General features: G+C 70.7%; 11 protein-coding genes and 2 pseudogenes. 12 read left to right on the forward strand and 1 reads right to left on the reverse strand.

The genetic code is table 11. The features are described 5' to 3' along the window. Positions 1-654: 654 nt before the first annotated feature. The 7 genes and pseudogenes from FJ694_RS23900 (at position 655) to FJ694_RS23925 (ending at position 13,236) form a co-directional block, all read left to right on the forward strand. Entirely contained in the window at positions 655-3,585 is a 2,931-nt protein-coding gene (locus FJ694_RS23900; RefSeq protein ID WP_157269828.1) for an ATP-binding protein, read from the forward strand. A 172-nt stretch (positions 3,586-3,757) separates the two neighbouring features. Further along, a pseudogene (locus tag FJ694_RS37285) lies at positions 3,758-4,056 on the forward strand (sensor domain-containing phosphodiesterase); the annotation flags it as partial. A gap of 314 nt (positions 4,057-4,370) precedes the next feature. Continuing rightward, complete coding sequence (locus tag FJ694_RS37825; protein ID WP_157269829.1) at positions 4,371-6,098, forward strand: methyl-accepting chemotaxis protein; 1,728 nt, start codon at positions 4,371-4,373, stop codon at positions 6,096-6,098. Between the two features lie 88 nt (positions 6,099-6,186). Beyond that, on the forward strand, positions 6,187-7,797 hold the full coding sequence (locus FJ694_RS23910) for a methyl-accepting chemotaxis protein (protein ID WP_157269830.1): 1,611 nt from the start codon (positions 6,187-6,189) through the stop codon (positions 7,795-7,797). Positions 7,798-8,235: 438 nt separating this feature from the next. Next, the gene (locus FJ694_RS23915) at positions 8,236-10,137 is read left to right on the forward strand and encodes a TonB-dependent receptor plug domain-containing protein (protein WP_157269831.1); all 1,902 of its coding nucleotides are present in this window, start codon (positions 8,236-8,238) and stop codon (positions 10,135-10,137) included. A gap of 29 nt (positions 10,138-10,166) precedes the next feature. Beyond that, a complete protein-coding gene (locus tag FJ694_RS23920; protein WP_157269832.1) occupies positions 10,167-11,066 on the forward strand; it encodes an ABC transporter substrate-binding protein in 900 nt (299 codons plus the stop codon). Then, complete coding sequence (locus tag FJ694_RS23925) at positions 11,059-13,236, forward strand: putative bifunctional diguanylate cyclase/phosphodiesterase (protein WP_157269833.1); 2,178 nt, start codon at positions 11,059-11,061, stop codon at positions 13,234-13,236. Before FJ694_RS23920 ends, FJ694_RS23925 begins: the two co-directional genes overlap by 8 nt. 209 nt (positions 13,237-13,445) lie before the next feature. On the opposite strand, the gene FJ694_RS23930 is transcribed toward FJ694_RS23925, so the two are convergent. Then, entirely contained in the window at positions 13,446-14,261 is an 816-nt protein-coding gene (locus FJ694_RS23930) for a glycoside hydrolase family 19 protein (protein WP_198320966.1), read from the reverse strand. A gap of 341 nt (positions 14,262-14,602) precedes the next feature. Here FJ694_RS23930 and FJ694_RS23935 point away from each other — a divergent pair, with 341 nt between their 5' ends. From FJ694_RS23935 to FJ694_RS23955, 5 genes and pseudogenes are all read left to right on the forward strand, one after another. Then, positions 14,603-16,012 (forward strand): sigma-54 interaction domain-containing protein, encoded by a 1,410-nt coding sequence (locus tag FJ694_RS23935; RefSeq protein WP_157269834.1) that lies wholly within the window; start codon positions 14,603-14,605, stop codon positions 16,010-16,012. Between the two features lie 456 nt (positions 16,013-16,468). After that, positions 16,469-16,807, forward strand: a complete 339-nt coding sequence (locus tag FJ694_RS23940) for a hypothetical protein (RefSeq protein ID WP_157269835.1) — start codon at positions 16,469-16,471, stop codon at positions 16,805-16,807. Then, positions 16,807-17,403, forward strand: a complete 597-nt coding sequence (locus FJ694_RS23945; RefSeq protein ID WP_157269836.1) for a Pvc16 family protein — start codon at positions 16,807-16,809, stop codon at positions 17,401-17,403. The genes FJ694_RS23940 and FJ694_RS23945 overlap by 1 nt, the downstream gene beginning before the upstream one ends. Then, complete coding sequence (locus tag FJ694_RS23950; protein ID WP_157269837.1) at positions 17,400-18,200, forward strand: hypothetical protein; 801 nt, start codon at positions 17,400-17,402, stop codon at positions 18,198-18,200. The genes FJ694_RS23945 and FJ694_RS23950 overlap by 4 nt, the downstream gene beginning before the upstream one ends. 27 nt (positions 18,201-18,227) lie before the next feature. Next, positions 18,228-18,660 (forward strand): annotated as a pseudogene (locus FJ694_RS23955) (phage tail sheath family protein); the annotation flags it as partial.

The raw sequence follows: 18,660 nt of genomic DNA on the forward strand, positions 1-18,660 counted from the left end.
CCGTTGGAGCAAGTTGACGTCTCAACGGAAAGGGGCGGTTTCCCCGCCACATTCGCAGAAACCTTGACCTTATTCGCAGCAACCGTGGACCCCAACAGCTGTTATTGCCGCTGCTGGTGCGCTTGAGCACCCCTTCGGCCCAGCCCATCTCCCACTGCCGCGCCTCGTCCGTGCCTTGCGGGTAAGGACAACGGCTGCCGAACACCAGCCCGGCCTTGGGCCCCTGGTCGCGTACGCCGATTCTTCGCCTCTTCCACATGTCGCTTCCTTTGTAGAGGCCATCGTCCCGGGGCCGCACCAAAGAAAAGTGGCCCGCACGTCATGCGGGCCACAAACGAAGGCGGCTCTCGGAGGGAGGAGGAGGTCAGGAGTTCACCGCCTTTGGGGTATGCTGGCCCCGGGAAACATTCTGCAGACCCAGGCAGTTCCTGGGTGTTTCAAAATTGAAGCAGAACTGGAGACCGCGGTCCTTGACCCTCCCACGCGGCTGGCTGTCTCAAGGCGCGGATGCGTCTTCGATGTCAGCGACCAATGCCGGTTGCCGGCATGGGTTCGGGTCATCAGTTTGGCCGGCCAGCCATGGCGGGGGGTCCGTTCTTGCTCGCGCCATCCTGAGGCTGTCGCGAGCCTGCAGCCCGTTGCGCAGGATTTGCCATGGACCACAAGCTGCATGACGCGCCGCAGGCGCAGCCGTCCCAGGATCAGGCGCAGCGCGCACTCGATGCCGCGGACCTGGGCACCTGGGAAGTAGACCTCAGGACACAAACCTGGACTCATCGCTCGCCGCGCCATGACGAGCTGTTCGGCTACCCAGGGCGGCAAGCGCAGTGGAATCTGGCAACCGCCGAGCGGCACGTCCTCGAAGAGGACAGGCCGGCATTGCGCAACCTGTTCAGGCATGCACGTGAGGCAGGTCGCTTGAGGCTGGAGCTGCGTGTGCGGTGGCCCGACGGCGCCACGCGCTGGATCGAGTTGCGTGGGAGCCGGACCAACGACCCTGCCGGCGGCACCGAGCGCCTGTCGGGGGTGATCGGCGAGATCACCGAGCGCCGGGCGCCGGCGCTGCGGGCACAGCGCGCGCAGCTGCTGGAGGACGTGTTCGCCAAGGCACCGTCGTTCCTGCACGTGCTGCAGGGGCCGGATCACGTCTTCGAGCTGGCCAACGAGGCCTACTACCGGCTCGTGGGCCACCGCGATCTCATCGGACGGCCAGCGTTCGAGGCGTTGCCGGAAGCGGCGCACGAGGGCTTCCAGGACCTGCTGGCACGTGTGCTGGAAACCGGAGAACCCTTCGTGGGCCACGAGCTGGGCGTGACGCTGGCGCGCACGCCGGGTGCGCCAGTGGAGCATCGCATCATCGACCTGGTGTACCAGGCACTGGCCGAGCCCGATGGCAGCCGCACCCGCGTGCTGGGCCACGGCGTCGACGTCACGGAACACGTGCAGCGACGCCGGCAGGCCGAGGCGGCACTGGCCACCAGCCTGCAGCGCTTTCAGCTGCTGGCGCAGGCGTTGGAGCGGCTGGTCGCCGCGACCACGCGCGAGCAGCTGCTGCAGGTGGTGTTGGAGTCGGCGCGCAGCCTATGCGGCGCCGACGGCGTGTCACTGGTGCTGCGCGAGCAGCAGCAGTGCTTCTACGCCGGCGAGGACTCGCCCAGGGGCCCGTTGTGGGCGGGCCAGCGCTTCTGCGTCAATGACTGCGTCTCGGGCTGGGCCATGCTGCAGAGCCAGACCATCGTCATTCCCGACGTGCGCGCCGATCCGCGAGTGCCTCGCGAGCCCTACGCCCCCACGTTCGTGCGCGGCATGGTGGTCGTGCCCGTGGGCGCCACGGAGCCCGCAGCGGCACTGGGCGCCTATTGGGCCCAGGTGCACACGCCAGGCGCCGAGGAGCTGGCCCTGCTACAGACCCTGGCGCGTGTTGCCGGTGCCGCGCTGGAGCTGCGCCAAGCCGTGCAGCAGCGGCTGCAGGGCGAGGAGCGGCTGCGCCTGGCGCTGGACGTGGCCCACATGGACGCCTTCGAGTACGAGCCCGGCACCGGGCAGGTGCGGCGAAGCGGCAGCCTGCACGTGGAGCTTGGACTCGCGGCGCAGGGGCCGGCCACTCAGTTCTTCGATCAGCTGCACCCGCAGGACCGCGCAGCGCTGCAAGCCAAGCTGCAGGCCCTCACACCCGAGCGGCCTGTCCACATCGCCGAGTACCGCTACCGCTCCACGCATGGCAGTTGGCGCTGGCTGATGGACCACGCCCGCATGAGCTTCACCGCCGATGGGCAGCCGCTGCGTCTGGTCGGCGTCAGCATGGACATCACCGAGCGCAAGCAGGCGCAGGATGAGCTGCGCTCGCTCAACGCCACGCTGGAGACTCGCGTGGCGCAGCGCACCGCAGAGCTCGCCGCCGCGCGGGACGCGGCCGAGGCCGCCAACCGGGCCAAGAGCGCATTCCTGGCCAACATGAGCCATGAGATTCGCACGCCCATGAATGCCATCCTGGGCTTGACGCATCTTCTTTCCCGCGAGGAGACCTCGCCGCGGCAGGCGCAGCAGCTGGGGCGCATCGATACCGCGGCGCGGCACCTGCTGACCGTCATCAACGACATCCTGGACATCTCCCGCATCGACGCCGGCAAGCTTCAGCTGGAGGAGCGCGACTTCGATCTGCCCGCGCTGCTGGAGCAGGTGCGCTCGATGGTGGGCGAGGGCGCCGCAGCGAAGGGACTGAGGCTGCAAGTGGACGTCGATCAGGCGCCCCGGCGGCTGCGCGGTGACGACACGCGCTTGCGCCAGGCGCTGCTGAACTACGCGAGCAACGCCGTGAAGTTCACCGAGGCCGGCACCGTCACGCTGCGTGCACGGCAGTTGGAGCAGCGCGCCGGCGATTGGCTGCTGGTGCGCTTCGAGGTCGAGGACACCGGGGCCGGCGTTGAGCCGCACCAGGTACCGCGCCTGTTCCAGGCTTTCGAGCAGGCCGACACCTCCACCACGCGCAAGCACGGCGGCACGGGACTGGGCCTGGCCATCACGCGGCGCCTGGCCGAGCTCATGGGCGGCAGTGCCGGCATGCAGCCGCACGAGGGGGGCGGCAGCGCCTTCTGGTTCACGGCCCGGCTGGGCCGCGGCGCCGAGATGCCGCTTCGTGACGAGGCCCGGCCGGCACGGGCCGATGCCCAGCTGCGCCAGCGCCACGCCGGCGCGCGGGTGCTGGTGGCCGAGGACAACGTCGTCAATCGCGAGGTAGCGGCAGCATTGCTGCAAGCCGTGGAACTGCAGGTGGACTTCGCGGAGAACGGCCAGGACGCCATCGACAAGGCGCGCCAGCACGGCTACGCGCTGGTGCTGATGGACGTGCACATGCCTTTGCTCGACGGACTCGAAGCCACGCGGACGCTGCGCGCGCTGCCCGACCTGCAGCGGCTGCCCATCCTGGCCATGACGGCCAATGCCTTCGACGAGGACCGCGCTGCGTGCCTGGCCGCCGGCATGAATGATTTCGTCGCCAAGCCCGTGGAGCCGTTGACGCTGTATGCGACGCTGCTGCAGTGGCTCGACCGCGGCGAAGCCGGGGTGAACCGTCCCGCACGTTGAGTGGCACCCGGGGCGCCGTTGCCCCGGGAAGCGAATCAAGTCGCGGTCGAGTACTGGATGAGCAAGGAATGTCGCCGGGTACCGGCGTCAGCCGGCGAGCCGCCCCTCAGCCTTCGTCCGCGAGCTTGCGCAGCAGTTGTGCCTGCATCGCTGATGCGGCTGGCTACCTCCTGTGGCCACGGCTGCTGAGCGCCTTCATGCCGAGCCGGCGCGGCTGCAGGCACTTCATGCCCTACAGATCCTGGACACACCGCCGGAAGCCGAGTTCGACGACTTGCCTGGCTGGCGGCCCGGCTGCGCGACGTGCCGATCGCGCTGGTGAGCCTGGTGGATGCGAACCGGCAGTGGTTCAAGGCACGCCGCGGACTGGACGCGCAGCAGGACCCGCGCTTCGCCGACAACCCATTGGTCACGGTCACCGGTGAGCCCCATGTTCGCTTCCATGCCGGCATGCCGCTGGCCACAGGAGGAACCTTGACCTGTACGAGCCCGGCGGGCGAGCGCTGCCGGCCACCGAGCGCATCCCGCCGCTGCGTGCCTGGCGCGATCCGGTGGTGGTGGCCCGCAAGGTGCTCGCTGCCACGGAACCCGGCGCCTGCGTGAATGAGCAGGTCCTGCAGATCAGGCCAAGCATCGGCGTGGCGGGGCAGCGCGGACCCATGCGCGATGCGGGACGACTCATGCAAACCGCTGACGCGGCGATGCACACGCCCATTTGACACTGCTGACACGGTTGCGCCTGTCAAGCACTGGACACTGTCGCCCCTACGCAGTAGGAGGTTTTTGTGGAGCTTCGGTCTTTGACGGTCAGGTCCAAGCTGACGTTGGGTTTTTCGCTGCTGGCCTTTCTGGTCATTGTCCTGGCCGCGTTCGCCATCCGTGCGCTGAGCAAGGAGCACGACGGCTTCGAGCACTACACGGCACAGGTGGCTGTGCGTCTTGCGCTGGTTGACGAAATACAGGGCGCCGCCAACGCCCGCGCCATCAGCGCCCGCAACCTCGTGCTCGTGACCAGTGCCTCGGACCGGGACAGCGAGAAGGCGGCCGTCACGCAAGCGCACGATCAGGTCCTGGCGGCGATGAAGCAGCTCAAGGCCATGCTGGACAAGGCCGAGGGCGTCAGCGAGCAGGAGCGCAGCCTCTTCAAGGACATCGAAGTCACCGAGTCGCGCTACGGCCCCCTGGCACTGAGCATCGTCGCGCTGGCGCTGGACAACCGCCGCGACGAAGCCATCGCCAAGATGAACAGCGAGTGTCGCCCGCTCCTGGCCACGCTGGTCAGGCAGGTCAGCGCCTACAACAAGCAAGTCGATGTCCAGGCCAGCAGCGAGGTGCGGGCCGCCGCCTCCACCTACGAGACCAGCCGCAACCTGCTGCTGGGCGGCTGCGTGCTCGCTGCCGCGCTTGCGCTGGGGCTGACGTTCACCATCACGCCGTCCATCACCCGGGCGCTGGGTGGGGAGCCGACCCAGGCCGCCGACGTGGCTCGGAAGATCGCCCAGGGCAACCTCACGGCCGAGGTGCCTTGCCGGGCTGGCGACACGACCAGCCTCATGGCCGCGATGAAGGCCATGCGCGACAAGCTGGCGCACACCGTGGGTGAAGTGCGCCGCAATGCCGAAGGGGTGGCCACGGCCAGCGCCCAGATCGCGCAGGGCAACCAGGACCTGAGCCAGCGCACCGAGCAGCAGGCCTCGGCGCTGCAGGAGACGGCTTCCGCCATGGAGGAACTCGCCAGCACCGTGCGCCACAACGCCGACAACGCCAGCCAGGCCGACCAGCTGGCGCAAGGCGCCTCGGCGGTGGCCATGAGCGGCGGCGGTGTCGTGAGCCAGGTCGTCGACACGATGCGCGGCATCGAGGAAAGCTCCAAGCGGATCGCCGACATCATCGGCACCATCGACGGCATCGCGTTCCAGACCAACATCCTGGCGCTCAACGCCGCGGTCGAAGCGGCGCGTGCCGGCGAGCAGGGCCGGGGCTTCGCGGTGGTCGCCGGCGAGGTGCGGGCTCTGGCCCAGCGCAGCGCCGAAGCCGCCAAGGAGATCAAGACGCTCATCGGCGACAGCGTGCAGCGGGTGGAGCAGGGCTCCGCACTGGCCGACCAGGCTGGCCAGACGATGAAGGAGGTCGTCACGTCCGTGCAACGCGTGACCGACCTCATGGGCGAGATCAACAGCGCCAGCGCCGAGCAGAGCAAGGGCGTGGCGCAGGTCGGCGAAGCCGTGACGCAGATGGACCAGGCGACGCAGCAGAACGCGGCCCTGGTGGAGGAAAGCGCTGCCGCGGCCGACAGCCTCAAGACGCAGGCGCAGCGGCTGCTCGAAGCCGTCTCCGTGTTCCGCACGGAGCCTGCCGGGGCAGCCACCGCAACGTCGTCATGGTCCGGCCAGGAGCGCCGCGGTCCCGACCGCGCCAGGAACGTGGTGCGGCCGAATTTCAGCGCTCATGCTGCCAAGGCGCCGGTGCAGGCCACCACGCGTACGGGCACGGACGACTGGGAACAGTTCTGAGCTTGAGAAGGACATCGCCGCCCCCGCGCGGCTCGAGGAGCGGCCGAGCGGGAGGCAGTCCGGCCCCTGACAGCACGAGGCAAATTCTTTGAAGAACAACCAACCTGTCAGCCAGCACGAGTACACCTTCCCCGCTGGCGAAACCCTGGTGTCGGTGACCGATCTGAAGGGCCGCATCACCTACTGCAACCAGGCCTTCATCGAGGTCAGCGGCTATGGCGCGGCCGAGCTCATGGGGCAGCCGCACAACATCGTGCGCCACCCCGACATGCCCGAGGAAGCCTTCCGCGACATGTGGGCCACCATCCAGGCCGGCCTGCCCTGGACCGGCCTGGTGAAGAACCGGCGCAAGAACGGCGACCACTACTGGGTGCAGGCCAACGCCACGCCGATGCGCGACGGTGACCGCATCGTGGGCTTCCTGTCGGTGCGTACCGCGCCGCGGCGCGCCGACGTGCAGGCGGCCGAGACGCTGTACCGGCGGCTGTGGGACGACGCCCGCCAGGGCAGGCGGTCCTGGGCGCTGCGCCAGGGCGTGCCGCAGCGCGTGGACTGGGCAGGGCGCCTGACTGCAGGGCTCAAGCCCGGCCAGGGTGCCAAGGCCACGCTGCTGCAAGCCGGTGCGGTGGCCCTGGTGGCGGGTGCCGGGCAGCTGGCACCCTGGGCTGCCTGGGCCGCGGTGCTGCCGGTGGCCGCCGCGTCCGCCTGGCTGGTGCGGCGCAGCGCGCTCGCGCCCATGCGCGCAGTGCTATGCGATGCCCATCGCCTGGCCTCGGGCGACCTGGCTCACCCGGTGAACACGGGTGCCGAAGGGGTGGCGGGCGAACTGCAGCGGGCCCTCGCACAGCTCTCGGTGAACCTGCGTACCGTCATCAACGACGCCCGCGCCGGCGTGCAGCAGTCGGAGCTGGCTGCCACGGAAATCGCCACGGGCAACGGCGACCTGGCCTCGCGCACCGAGTCGCAGGCCAGCAGCCTGCAGGAGACGGCGGCCTCGATGGAGCAGATCACCGGCACCGTGCAGAACAGCGCCGACTCCGCCGCCCAGGGCGCGCAACTGGCCGCCACCGCGGCGCAGGCCGCGCAGCACAGCTTCGAAGCCGTGCAGGCCGTGGCCCAGACCATGGACGGCATCGCCGAGTCGGCCAGGAACATCGAGGACATCATCAAGACGGTCGAGGGCGTGGCCTTCCAGACCAACATCCTGGCGCTCAACGCGGCGGTGGAAGCCGCGCGCGCGGGCGAGCAGGGCCGCGGCTTCGCGGTGGTGGCCAGCGAAGTGCGCTCGCTGGCGCAGCGCAGCGCCGCCGCGGCACGCGAGATCCGGGATCTCATCACCGAGTCCTCCAGCCGCGTCGCCGAGGGCGGCAAGCGCACGGCCGATGCGCGCGAGCGCATGCAGGCGGCGCTGGGAGCGGTTTCCAACGTCAACCAGACCCTGGAGAGCATCCGGCTGTCGAGCGCGGAGCAGCAGCGCGGCATCACGCAGATCAACGAGGCCGTGACGCACCTGGACGGCATCACGCAGCAGAACGCCGCCATGGTCGAGCAGCTGTCGGCGTCGGCGACGTCGCTGCAGCACCAGGTGGAGTCGGTGCGCAACTCCATGCGGCTGTTCCGCCTGGCGCCAGGTGAAGCCACGGTGGCGGAAGTGGACGCGGTGCAACTGCGCCGCGAGGTCAAGGCAGCTTCGGCATAGCACTGCGAGTCTGCGCATCCCGCGTTGTTTTCGGCGGCAGCACGCAGTGCCATCAGGAACCGGCGCGAGTTCACAACTCCGTCACCACGCCCGGCTTGTCGCGCCAGAAACTGTCCTTCGACAGCTTGCCGGCGCCAGATCACCGCCACGGACGAACACGACCGTGCGGCGCGCACCCCGTTGTCCGCCTGGAGGTCGACCGTCGTGAGACCAGAGCTCCATTGAGCGGCGTCTTGCCAGCCAAGGCTTTGCCGTCGAGACACAGCCAGGTGCGGGACCCGGACGAGGGGCGAGCTGTTCTGTTGCCTCCATCTCCAACCCATGCTTGCCCACCATCCTCTCCTCGTCCACCGGTGCCGCGCGCGCCGCCGCGCGTCGGCGTCTGCGCGAACTGTTCTGAGGCGTCTCCTGTCCTGGGGCGGGGCGCTGCTGCTGCCCATGGGCGCTGGCGCCGACGAACTGCTGCTGCGCGAGGTGCCTTCCGTCTTCGCCGCTTCGGGCTTCGAGCAGCCCGCCAGCGACGCCCCGTCGTCGGTGTCGGTCATCACGGCCGCGGACATCGAACGCTTCGGCTGGCGCACGCTGGCCGAAGCACTGGGCAGCCTGCGGGGGTTCCACACCAGCAGTGACCTGGCCTACGAGTACCTGGGCGTGCGCGGCATGCTGCGCCCCGGCGACTGGAATGGCCGCATCCTGCTGCTCGTCGACGGTCAGCGCGTCAACGAGAGCATCTACGGGCAGGCCAGCCTGGGCCATGACGCCATGGTGGACCTGGGGTCGGTGGAGCGCATCGAGGTCGTGCGGGGCCCCGGCTCGTCGCTCTACGGCGCCTCGGCCCTGTTCGCGGTGGTGGACGTGACGACCAGGCGGGGGCGTGACTACCAGGGCTGGCAGGCCGAGGTGCGCGCCGGGTCGCAAGGCACCCGCGCGGTGCGCCTGGGCGGCGGCCATCGCGACGCCGACCTGGAATATGCATTCACGCTGTCGGCCCTCGACAGCGACGGAGTGCGCGGCATGCGGCTGCCGCAACTGGCCGCCATCACGCTCACGAACGGCCATTCGGCCGGTGCCGACGGGCTGCGCAGCCATCAGCTCCAAGGCAGCGTGCGCTGGAAGGGCTGGAGGCTGCAGGCTGGCAGCCAGTACTGGCACAAGCAGCTTGGCACCGGCGCCTATGGCACCACGCTGTCGGACCCGCGCAACTTCTACACGCAGCAGCAGCAGTACCTGCGCGCGGGCCACGAGATCGAGGCCTGGCAAGGTGCGCTGCTGCGCCTGAGCGGTTCCGTCAACCGCTACCGCTACACGGGGGACTACGTCTCTCGCGAGGGCGGCACCACGAACCTCGACGTCGCCGAGGGCGTGTGGAGCCGTGCGGGGATGGTGCTGGATCAGCGCCTGGACGGTCGCACGCGGCTGATCCTGGGCGCCGACGTCCAGCGCAACCTGCGCATCCGGCAGTTCAATCACGACGCCGAGGCGGTGTACCTCGACGATCTGCACCGCAGCAGCGAATTCGGCTTGTTCGCCCAGGTGGAACACGCATTCACGCCTGAGCTTCGCATCAACGCGGGACTGCGGCGGGACCAGTTCAGCACCTTCGGTAGCGCCACGAGCCCGCGCCTGGGCCTGATGTGGCGGCCCGTCGAACGCCATGCCTTCAAGCTACTGCAGGGCATGGCCTTTCGCGCGCCCAACGCCTTCGAGCTCTGGTACGGCGACGGCGGCGCCACGCAGCTGCCCAATCCCGGGCTGCAGCCTGAGCGCATGCGCAGCATCGAAGCCGTGTGGGAGGCCAGCTGGAACGAGCGCTGGCAGACCGGGCTGTCGGTCTACCGCAATGTGCTGCACGGGATCATCGACGCCGGGATCGAGCCCGCCAGCGGGCTGCTGCGCTACGCCAACCAGAGCGGCATCCATACCACCGGCGTCGAGGCACAGCTCGATGCACGGCTCGGTGCTGGCGTCGAGACGCGGCTGTCGCTGTCCTGGCAGGACAGCCGCGCCCACACGATGTCCACGGCGCTGTCCAACTCGCCGCACCTGCTGGCCAAGGGGGCCATCGTGGTGCGGCTGGGTGATGCAGGCGCCACGCTGGCGCTGGAGTCACGCAGCGTCAGCAGCGTGCTCACCCTTGCCGGTGAACGGCTGCCTGGCTACACCGTCGTCAACGCCACGCTCAACCTGCCGGCCGGCACCTCGGGCTGGCGCAGCGCGGTGTCCGTCTTCAATGCGCTGGACCGCCACTACGTCCAGCCCGTCGGGCAGGAGCATGCGCCCCAGACCTGGCTGCCCCAGGCCGGCCGCATGGTGCTGTTGCGGCTTGAAAAGAGCCTGTGAGCAGCCCGCCACTACGCATGAAGTTCCCCATGTCACGGTTCCTGCGGCTATGCCTGGCGATGCCCCTGGCGCTGCTGGGCCTCGTGCCGGGCAGCTCGCACGCGGCCACGCTCTCGCGTTCGGTGCTGCTGGTCATGCCGGCTCAGGCCGGTGCGCTGGAGCAGATGGTGCAGGGCTTGCGACAGGCACTCGGCGGCGCGGCGCAGGTCAAAGTCGTGGCGCCGGAGGCACTGCGCGAGCTGGCGGCGGGCATGGGGAACGTGGACGTGGTCATCGGCGTTGGCTCCTCCGGCGAGCAGGCCGCGCGCTCCCACGTTGCCGCTGCCGCCACTTCACGGCTGATGTCCTGCGGTGCGCCCACGACGTCCTATCCGGGCGTCGTACTGGAGCACGACCATGCGGTGCAGTTTGCCCAGTTGCGCCGTATGCTGCCCTCGGCACGGCACGTCGGACTGGTGTTCCACACCCGAGACGGCAGCGCGCGCTTTGACGCCGCAGCCCAGGCCGCCCGCCGTGCGGGTCTGGAGGCTGTCGCCCTGGGCGTGGAGTCGGCCGCTGAGGTGCAAGCCACGGTGGAGCGGCTGGCTGGCGGGCTTGACGCGCTGATGGTGCTGCCCGACGCCGAGGTGCTGTCGCCGCAGGCTGCCCGGGCCTTGCTGACCGTGTCGATGCGCCAGCGCGTGCCCCTGGTGGGCCCGGCCGGCAGCTGGGTTCGTGCAGGTGCGCTCTACGCGCTGGAGTGGGACTACGAGGACCTGGGCCAGCAGTGTGCCGACGTCGCGCAGCGCCTGCTCGGCCTGCGGGCGCAGCCAGCCGCGACGCAGCCGCCCCGGCGCACCGTGCTGGTCATCAACCGCCGCGCCGCACAGCACCTGCGGGTTGCGGTGCCCAACGACGTGCTGCGTTCCGCAGGGAGCATCCATGAATAGGCCCACGCTGGGACTGGCCGCCAAGCTGGGAGTCTGCGCGGCGCTGCTGATCCTGCTGACCACCGTGTCGCTGGCGATCAGCCTGGCCGTGAGGCACCAGCAGCGGCAAAGCGAGGCCTTCCGCGAGATGGGCCTGGGCTTGGCCAAGACCATGGCCGAGCAGGTGCAGATGGGGGTGTTCTCGGGCAGTGCCGACGAGCTCGAGCGCATCGCCCATGGCGCATCGGCCTTCCCCGACGTGGCCAGTGTGGCGGTCTACGACGCTTCGGGACGCTTCCTGGCGCGCCACGCCAAGATGCCGGCCGAGCGGGCCGCGCCAGTGTTGCCGGCAAACCGCCCGCGGGCCCAGCCAGCCATGCTCGGTGAACTCGACGGCCTGCTGCCCGAAGTGCGACAGATCAGCTTCATTGCGCCCGTGCTGATGCCCGCCGGCCCGGCGATGCCAGGCGTCGAAAGCAGTCCGCAAGAGCAGGAGCCGCTGGGCCATGTCGTGGTGTCGATGAGCACGGCCTCGCTGCGGGAGCAACTGGTGCTGTTCATGGAGACAGCGCTTGGCGCAGCCGCGCTGATGGGGCTGCTGGGCGTTGCCGTCATGGCCATGCTGGCACGGCATGTCCTGCAACCCCTGCGGGAAGTCACCGTGGCCGCGGGCCAGGTGGCGGCAGGCCACCTGGAGCACCAGGTGAGCGTGCGCAGCCACGACGAGGCCGGCGTGCTGGCGCGTGCCTTCAACGCCATGACGGTGCAGTTGCGCGAGGCGCGTGACACGCTGGAGCAGCGGGTGGCCGAGCGAACCCGGCAGCTGGAGGAGGCTTCGGCCGAGGCCTACCGGCTGGCCAAGCATGACGCGCTCACCGGGCTGCCCAATCGGGTGCTGCTGCGCGAGCGGCTGGAGCGCGGGGTCGACGCCGCGGCCCGGCGCGACAGCAGCGTGGCGGTGTTCTTCGTGGACGTGGACCACTTCAAGGCGGTCAACGACTCGCTAGGCCACGACAGCGGCGACCTGGTGCTTCAGGCCATCGCGCAGCGGCTCACGGCACTGATTGCTGACGATGGCTTTGCGTCAAGGCTGGGCGGCGACGAGTTCGTCGTGGTGCATGAGGCATTGCCCCGGCAGCAGGCTGCCGCCATGGCGCTGGCGCTGGCCCGGCGTGCCATCGAGGCCGTGTGCCAACCGGTTGCGCTGTCGGGCCAGGAAGTGCGCATGGGTGCCAGCATCGGCGTCGCCCTGTTTCCCGAGCATGGCCAGGACGCCGCAACACTGCTGCGAGCAGCCGACACGGCCATGTACGCCGCCAAGACCAACGGCCGCATGGGCGTGCAGCTCTTCCATGCCGACATCGAGGCCCCCGTGCGTGAACGCCTGCACCTGGAAACGGACCTGCGGCGCGCGCTCATCGACGACGAGTTCGAGGTCTGGTACCAGCCGCAGTGGAGCATCGACGGGCAGCGCCTGGTGGGCGCGGAGGCCCTGGTGCGCTGGCGACATCCGGAGCGCGGGCTGGTGTCGCCGGCGCTGTTCATCCCGGTGGCCGAGACCAGCGGCCTGATCCGGGAGATCGGCGCCTGGGTGCTGGAGCAGGCCGTGTGCGATGCCCGGGCCTGGAATACCGACAAGGCCTCGCCGCTGCGCGTCGCGGTCAACGTCTCCGCCTGTCAGCTCAACCGCTCGGACATCGTCGAAACCGTGGCGAAGGCGCTGGCCGCGTACCGCTTGCCGCCGGCGCTGCTGGAGCTGGAGCTCACCGAATCGGGCATCGTCGAGGATCCCGAGCACGGGCTGCAGGTGCTGCTACGGCTGCAGGCGCTGGGCGTGCAGCTGTCCATCGACGACTTCGGTACCGGCTTCTCCAGCCTGTCCTACCTCACGCGGCTGCCGGTGAACGCGCTCAAGATCGACCGCTCCTTCGTGGCCGGGCTGCCGGATGCCCGCAATGACTTGGCCGTGGTCCAGGCCATCTGCGCCATGGCGCACAAGCTGGGCTTGAAGGTCGTGGCCGAAGGCGTGGAAACCCCGCAGCAGCTGGAACTGCTTCAGCACATCGGCTGCGACATGGCTCAAGGGTACTTGCTTGGCAAGCCAATGCCACAGGCCGAGTTTTGGCAGCTGCTGCTGGCAAAGCGCTCGAATTCAGTTCCGTCTTCGATGTCAAGTCGGGCAGCCCCTTGACCTTTCGCGCGCTGGCAGCGAGCCCGCTGCACTGCACCGCGGGCGGATGAAATGCCAGTTTCTTCAGGTCGACATGATGCAACGGTGATCCTGGGGCCCTGCGAGCCGATCGACGGCCACCGGGTCGCCGTGATCGACGACGAGCCCCGCAGCCGGATACCGTGAGACGGCCTCCCCTGGCCCGCCCGCCTGCGGGGAGACCGGCGCGATCAGAGGCCGAGCAGCGCCTTCGCGCGCCGCAGGTTGGCCATGCGATCGTCGAGCCCGTTGTAGCCGCCGTTGATGCGGCGGGTCACGGCCTTGACGTCGTCGGCTTCTGCGAGCTTCGGCAGGCCGCGGTCCACCCAGAACCAGCAGGCGACGTCGACGGCGGCCTGTGGATCGCTGGCAAGCAGCTCCGGCTGGCCCACGTAGTTGATGCCGGTGTACTTGCTGTAGGCCGCGTAATTGGCCCGCCCGGTGAGCTGGATCAGGCCGCGCCCCTTGAAGCGCCGGCCGTCGCCGGGCTCGGTGTTGCCCAGGTCGCGGCGGCCCTCGTAGGCATCTCCACTGGCAATCTCCTCGCAGTAGAGCAGGGAGCCGGACTCGTGTCCGAGCTGGGCGATGAAATGCGCCATCTGCAGCGGCGACGTGATCCCGTACTTGATCATCCCGGTCCTGAGCGGCTCGAAGTAGCGCTCGATGCGGCTCTCGGCCGCCAGGGGCAGCACGATGCTGAGCTTGTCCTTCGTCGGCCCGGGTTCCAGGCCCGCCAGCAGCGCGGCGATGGTCGCGTCGCCCGGCGCGATCAGCGCGTCCGACGCACGCAGCTTCATCACCTCGGTTTCGAAGGCCTCGATGCGTTCCAGCGTCTTCGGCCCGATGCGGCCGTCAGGCTTCAGCAACCCGAGACCGCGCGATGTGAATCGTCCCAGGTTGAGATTGAGCAGCACCTGAACCGCGGCAACGTCGGCAAGATCATTGCGGCCGCCACGGCCGACGGAATATGCAATGCACATGGACAGTCCCTCCTGACGGGGCTTCATCAATGACGCCGGAACGGATTCCAGCGTCCCGAATGGCGGACCGTCGCCATCGCGCCCTCAGAAAATGCACCGCGGCCCGACTCCGACGTCCACCACATGCGCCTGACTGTGTACCAGCGGCGGCGCCAGTGCACGTGTCCAGGCCGCACAGGTGCCTTTGTTCATGCCTGCGTTGACCCGGCCGGTCCAGCTTCAATGCCGTGCCGGGAGGATGGCCGCAACCGGGTGCCGCCGTGTCTTTCTTCCTCTGCCTGCAGGATTGACGTGCGCCGCGCGCGCTCAGCATCTACATTCGACCCCGCCAGCGAAAACGACAACTTGCCCTTCAGGAGGGAGAACTCGTGAGTCAAACCACGCCTTCTTTTTCCGTGCCCGAGCTGTCCGTGGCCGTGTGCAGTAGCCAGGGGCAGCAGGAGCGCGCACAGGTCTTGAGCGCCATGTTGCGGGGCGGCGGCCTGCGTGCCGGGGCGTCCGCGGTCGCCGGGTTCGGCGTACCGCTCCAGGGCACCGGCCTGGTGCTGCAGCTGGTCGGGCCCGAGGACTTCGGGCCGGCACTGCGCCAGCTGACGGAGCTGCGCGTGGCGCAACCCTGCTGCCCGGTGCTGGTGGCCGCGTCGGCGCAGCTGGCGCCGCAGGCGCTCGACGCGCTGCTGCACGCCGGCGCCAGCGACTTCCTGCGCGAGCCCGCGTCCGACGCCGACGTGCTGCTGCGCGTGCGCCGCGCCCTGGGCGTGTGCGGCGCCGCGGCGCCGGCCCTGCCGTTGCCCGCGCACCCGGCGCTGCACAACCTCATCGGCGACAGCCCCGCCTTCGCGCAGCAGGTGGCGCGCGTGCCGGTGCTGGCGCGCTACGACGCCAGCGTGCTCATCCTCGGCGACACCGGCACGGGCAAGGAGGTGTGCGCGCAGGCGATCCATTACCTCTCCGCGCGCGCGGGCGGGCCCTGGGTGGCGGTCAACTGCGGCGCGATCCCGGGCGAGCTGGTGGAGGCGGAGCTGTTCGGGCACGTCAAGGGCGCCTACACGCACGCCCACGCCTCGCGCGCGGGCCTGGTGCGCGAAGCCGAGGGCGGCACGCTGTTCCTCGACGAGATCGACTCGCTGCCCTACGGCGCGCAGGCCAAGCTGCTGCGCTTCCTGCAGGAGAAGGAGTACCGCCCGGTCGGCTCCAGCCAGCTCGCGCGCGCGAACGTGCGCGTCATCGCCGCCACCAACCGCAACCCCGCGGCGCTGGTGGCGCAGGGCTGCTTCCGCCAGGACCTGCTGTTCCGCCTCAACGTGCTCACGCTGCACCTGCCGCCCCTGCGCGAGCGCCGCTCCGACATCGCGCCGCTGGCGCAGTACTTCCTGCGATGCGCGGCGCGGCAGTGGGTCAAGCCGGCACCCGCGCTGTCGCCCGCGGCGCTCAACAAGCTGCTGGCCCACGACTGGCCGGGCAACGTGCGCGAGCTGCGCAACGTGATGGAGCGCGCGGTGCTCATGTCCGGCGCCACGCTGCTGGGCGCCGCGGAGATCGACCTCGACGGCTGCAGCGCGGCGCCGGCCGAGGCGCCGGCCGCCGCGGAATCCTTCCGCGCCGCCAAGGCGCGCGTGGTGGAGAGCTTCGAGCGCAGCTACATCGAGCAGCTGCTGGCCTCGACCGCCGGCAACGTGACGCACGCGGCGCGCGCGGCGCGCAAGAACCGCCGCGCCTTCTTCGAGCTCATGCGCAAGTACAAGCTCGACGCCAAGACCTACCGCGAAGCTTCCTGATCCCGCGGCGCACGGCCCCGGGCGCGCCCGCACCCGCCAGCGCGCCGCGGGCCGGCCCGCGCGGCCTGCGCCCGGCGCCCGTGCCCCGCCCGCACGGGCACCCGGCGGCGCCCTTCATCCCCTCGCTGCATCCGTGACGGCCTGACGCCGTGCCGCGACCTCGGGCGCCGCCCCGTCGCGCCGGTGCCCGCGCCGTGCCCATGCGCGGGCGTTGCGCACGCACCCGGGCAAACGCCCGGACAAATGCGCCGCGGGCCAGGACATTTTTGTCCTGCCGTCGCCCCCCGCCTTCGCGGGGGCCGGCACGGCGGCGCGGGCCGGGCGGCGTCGGGACGAATCCGTCCACCCCGCCGCCGTTGCCGCTCCAGAAAGGCCTGCGGCGACAGGCACTTGCCGCTCTTCGTTGCGCTGGCACCGCTCTTGCGCTGTAGCGGCACCGCCAGCGAGGTGACTGGTATGCCTTCTGACCCGGACCTCATGACCCTCGTGCAATGCCTCAGCCGCTACCTGCGTGAGCACCCGGACGCCTGCGACACGCCCGACGGCATCGCGCGCTGGTGGATCGCCGCGGAGCTGCCGGCCGCGCCCGTGGCGCTGGTGGAGCAGGCCCTCGACGGGATGCAGGCCTGCGGCGCGGTGGAGTCCTCGCAGGCGGCCGACGGGCGGGTGCGCTTTCGCCGCGCCGGCGCGGCCGCCGGCATCGAGGCGCGGCTCGACGCGCTGGCCGCCGACCCGGGCCCGCTGCTGGAAGCGGCGGCGCGGCGGCCCGGCGGCAAGCGTGGAGGGATGCACTGATGGCCACCGTCTCCGCCATCCACGCGGTCGTCAGCGGCGTGGCGCAGGTGCTGTCGCGGGCCTACCAGCTGCGCCCCATCGCCGGCATCAGTAGCAAGTTCGAGCCGGTGGGGGTGTCGGACTTCAAGAAGCTCGACGGGCAGGACACCAAGGTCACGCTGATGCTTTACCGCGTCAGCCACAACGAGCACCTGCGCAACCGCCCGCCCGCGACGCTGCCCACGGGCCGCGCGGTGCCGCTGACGGTGAACCTGCACCTGCTCGCGACCGTGTGGGCCGACACTGCGCTCAAGGAGCAGAGCCTCGTGGCCTGGACGCTGCGCGAGCTGCACCAGCGCCCGGTGCTGGACCGCGGCAGCTTCGCCGACAGCGGCGGCTTCGGCCCCAACGACCTCGTCACGCTGTTCCCGGAGGAGCTCTCGCTCGATGACCTGAGCAAGCTGTGGCAGGTGCTGACGCCGCCGCTGCGCCCCTCGCTGGGCTACGTGGCGCGCAACGTGATGATCGACCTTGACAGCGCACCCGACGCCGAGCCGGTGGTGGCCACGCGCTTCTCGGTGGGCGACGCCACGGCCAGCGGGGAGGGCGGCCGGTGATCGAGCACGTGGAACGCCGCGTCTTTGGCGCCATCGAGTTCCTCGACGACGTGACCGGCGCGCGCGTGCTCGCGCCGCTGTCCGTCGCCGGCCCCGGCCTGCGCATCGTCCCCAACCATGGCGGGCTGTACGTGCTGCGCGCCTGGGCCGGCCACGACGACTACACCCGCGCCTTCGACGGCGCGCCCGCCGACCCGCCGCGCAGCGAGGTGGCGCTGAGCGTGCACGACCCGGCGCGGCGCTACCTGCCGCGCGCCTTCAGCCTGGCCTTGCCGCGGCGGCTGCCCACGCCCGGGCAACCCGTGCCCGATGCCGACAACGCGCTGCGGCCCGTGCCCGTGCGGCTCGCGCCCGCGCCCGCGCTGCCGCTGCGCGGCAGCTGGGCGGTGCTGCGGCTGCAGGTCGTCGCGGACGGCAGCACGCCGCCGCTGGGCCTGGCCAACGTGCTCGTGGAGGCCACGCCGGCGGTGGCGGGGCTGGCCGTGCAGCGCACGCTCACCGATACGCGCGGCGAAGCCCTCGTCGCAATCGCCGGCGTGCCGCCGCTGCTGCCCGATCCCGGCCCCTCCGGGCTGACGCGCGAGTTCGGCCTGGCGCTGCGGCTCGTGCTCGACCGCGCCGTGGTGCGCACCAGCGCCGAAGCCGCCGATTCCAACCTTCCGCTGGCCGACCCCGACCTGATCGCGCGGCGGCTCGCCGCCGCCGACCCCGCCGTGCGCGCCGTGGCCGCCGACGCGCCCCCGCATCTCTCCGCCGGGACGAGCCGGCGCTTCCAGGCGAGGGTGACATGGCCCTAGCCGCCGTCAACCCACAGGAGGTCCACCGTGCCTGAATACCTAGCACCAGGCGTCTACGTCGAGGAAGTCAGCTTCCGCTCGCGCTCCATCGAGGGCGTGAGCACCAGCACCTGCGCCTTCGCCGGACCCACGCGCAAGGGACCCAGCGGCCTCGCGCCGGAACTGCTCACCAGCTTCGCCGACTTCGAGCGCACCTACGGCGGCGTGGACGACCTGGCCTTCGACGGCACCACCAGCGCCGTGCACAACCGCAACTACGTCGCGCACGCGGCGCAGGCCTTCTTCAACAACGGCGGGGCGCGGCTGTACGTGTCGCGCGCCCTGGGCAGCGGTGCCCGGCCGGCCCGCGCCACCCAGGCGGTGGTGGCCGCCGCGGCGCCCGCGCCGGGCCCGGCTCCCGCACCGGCGCCCGGGCCCGCACCGGCTCCGGGCCCAGCACCGGCTCCCGGCCCCGCGCCCG

The sequence above is a fragment of the Azohydromonas aeria genome, assembly GCF_009760915.1.
GTDB lineage: Bacteria > Pseudomonadota > Gammaproteobacteria > Burkholderiales > Burkholderiaceae_C > Azohydromonas > Azohydromonas aeria.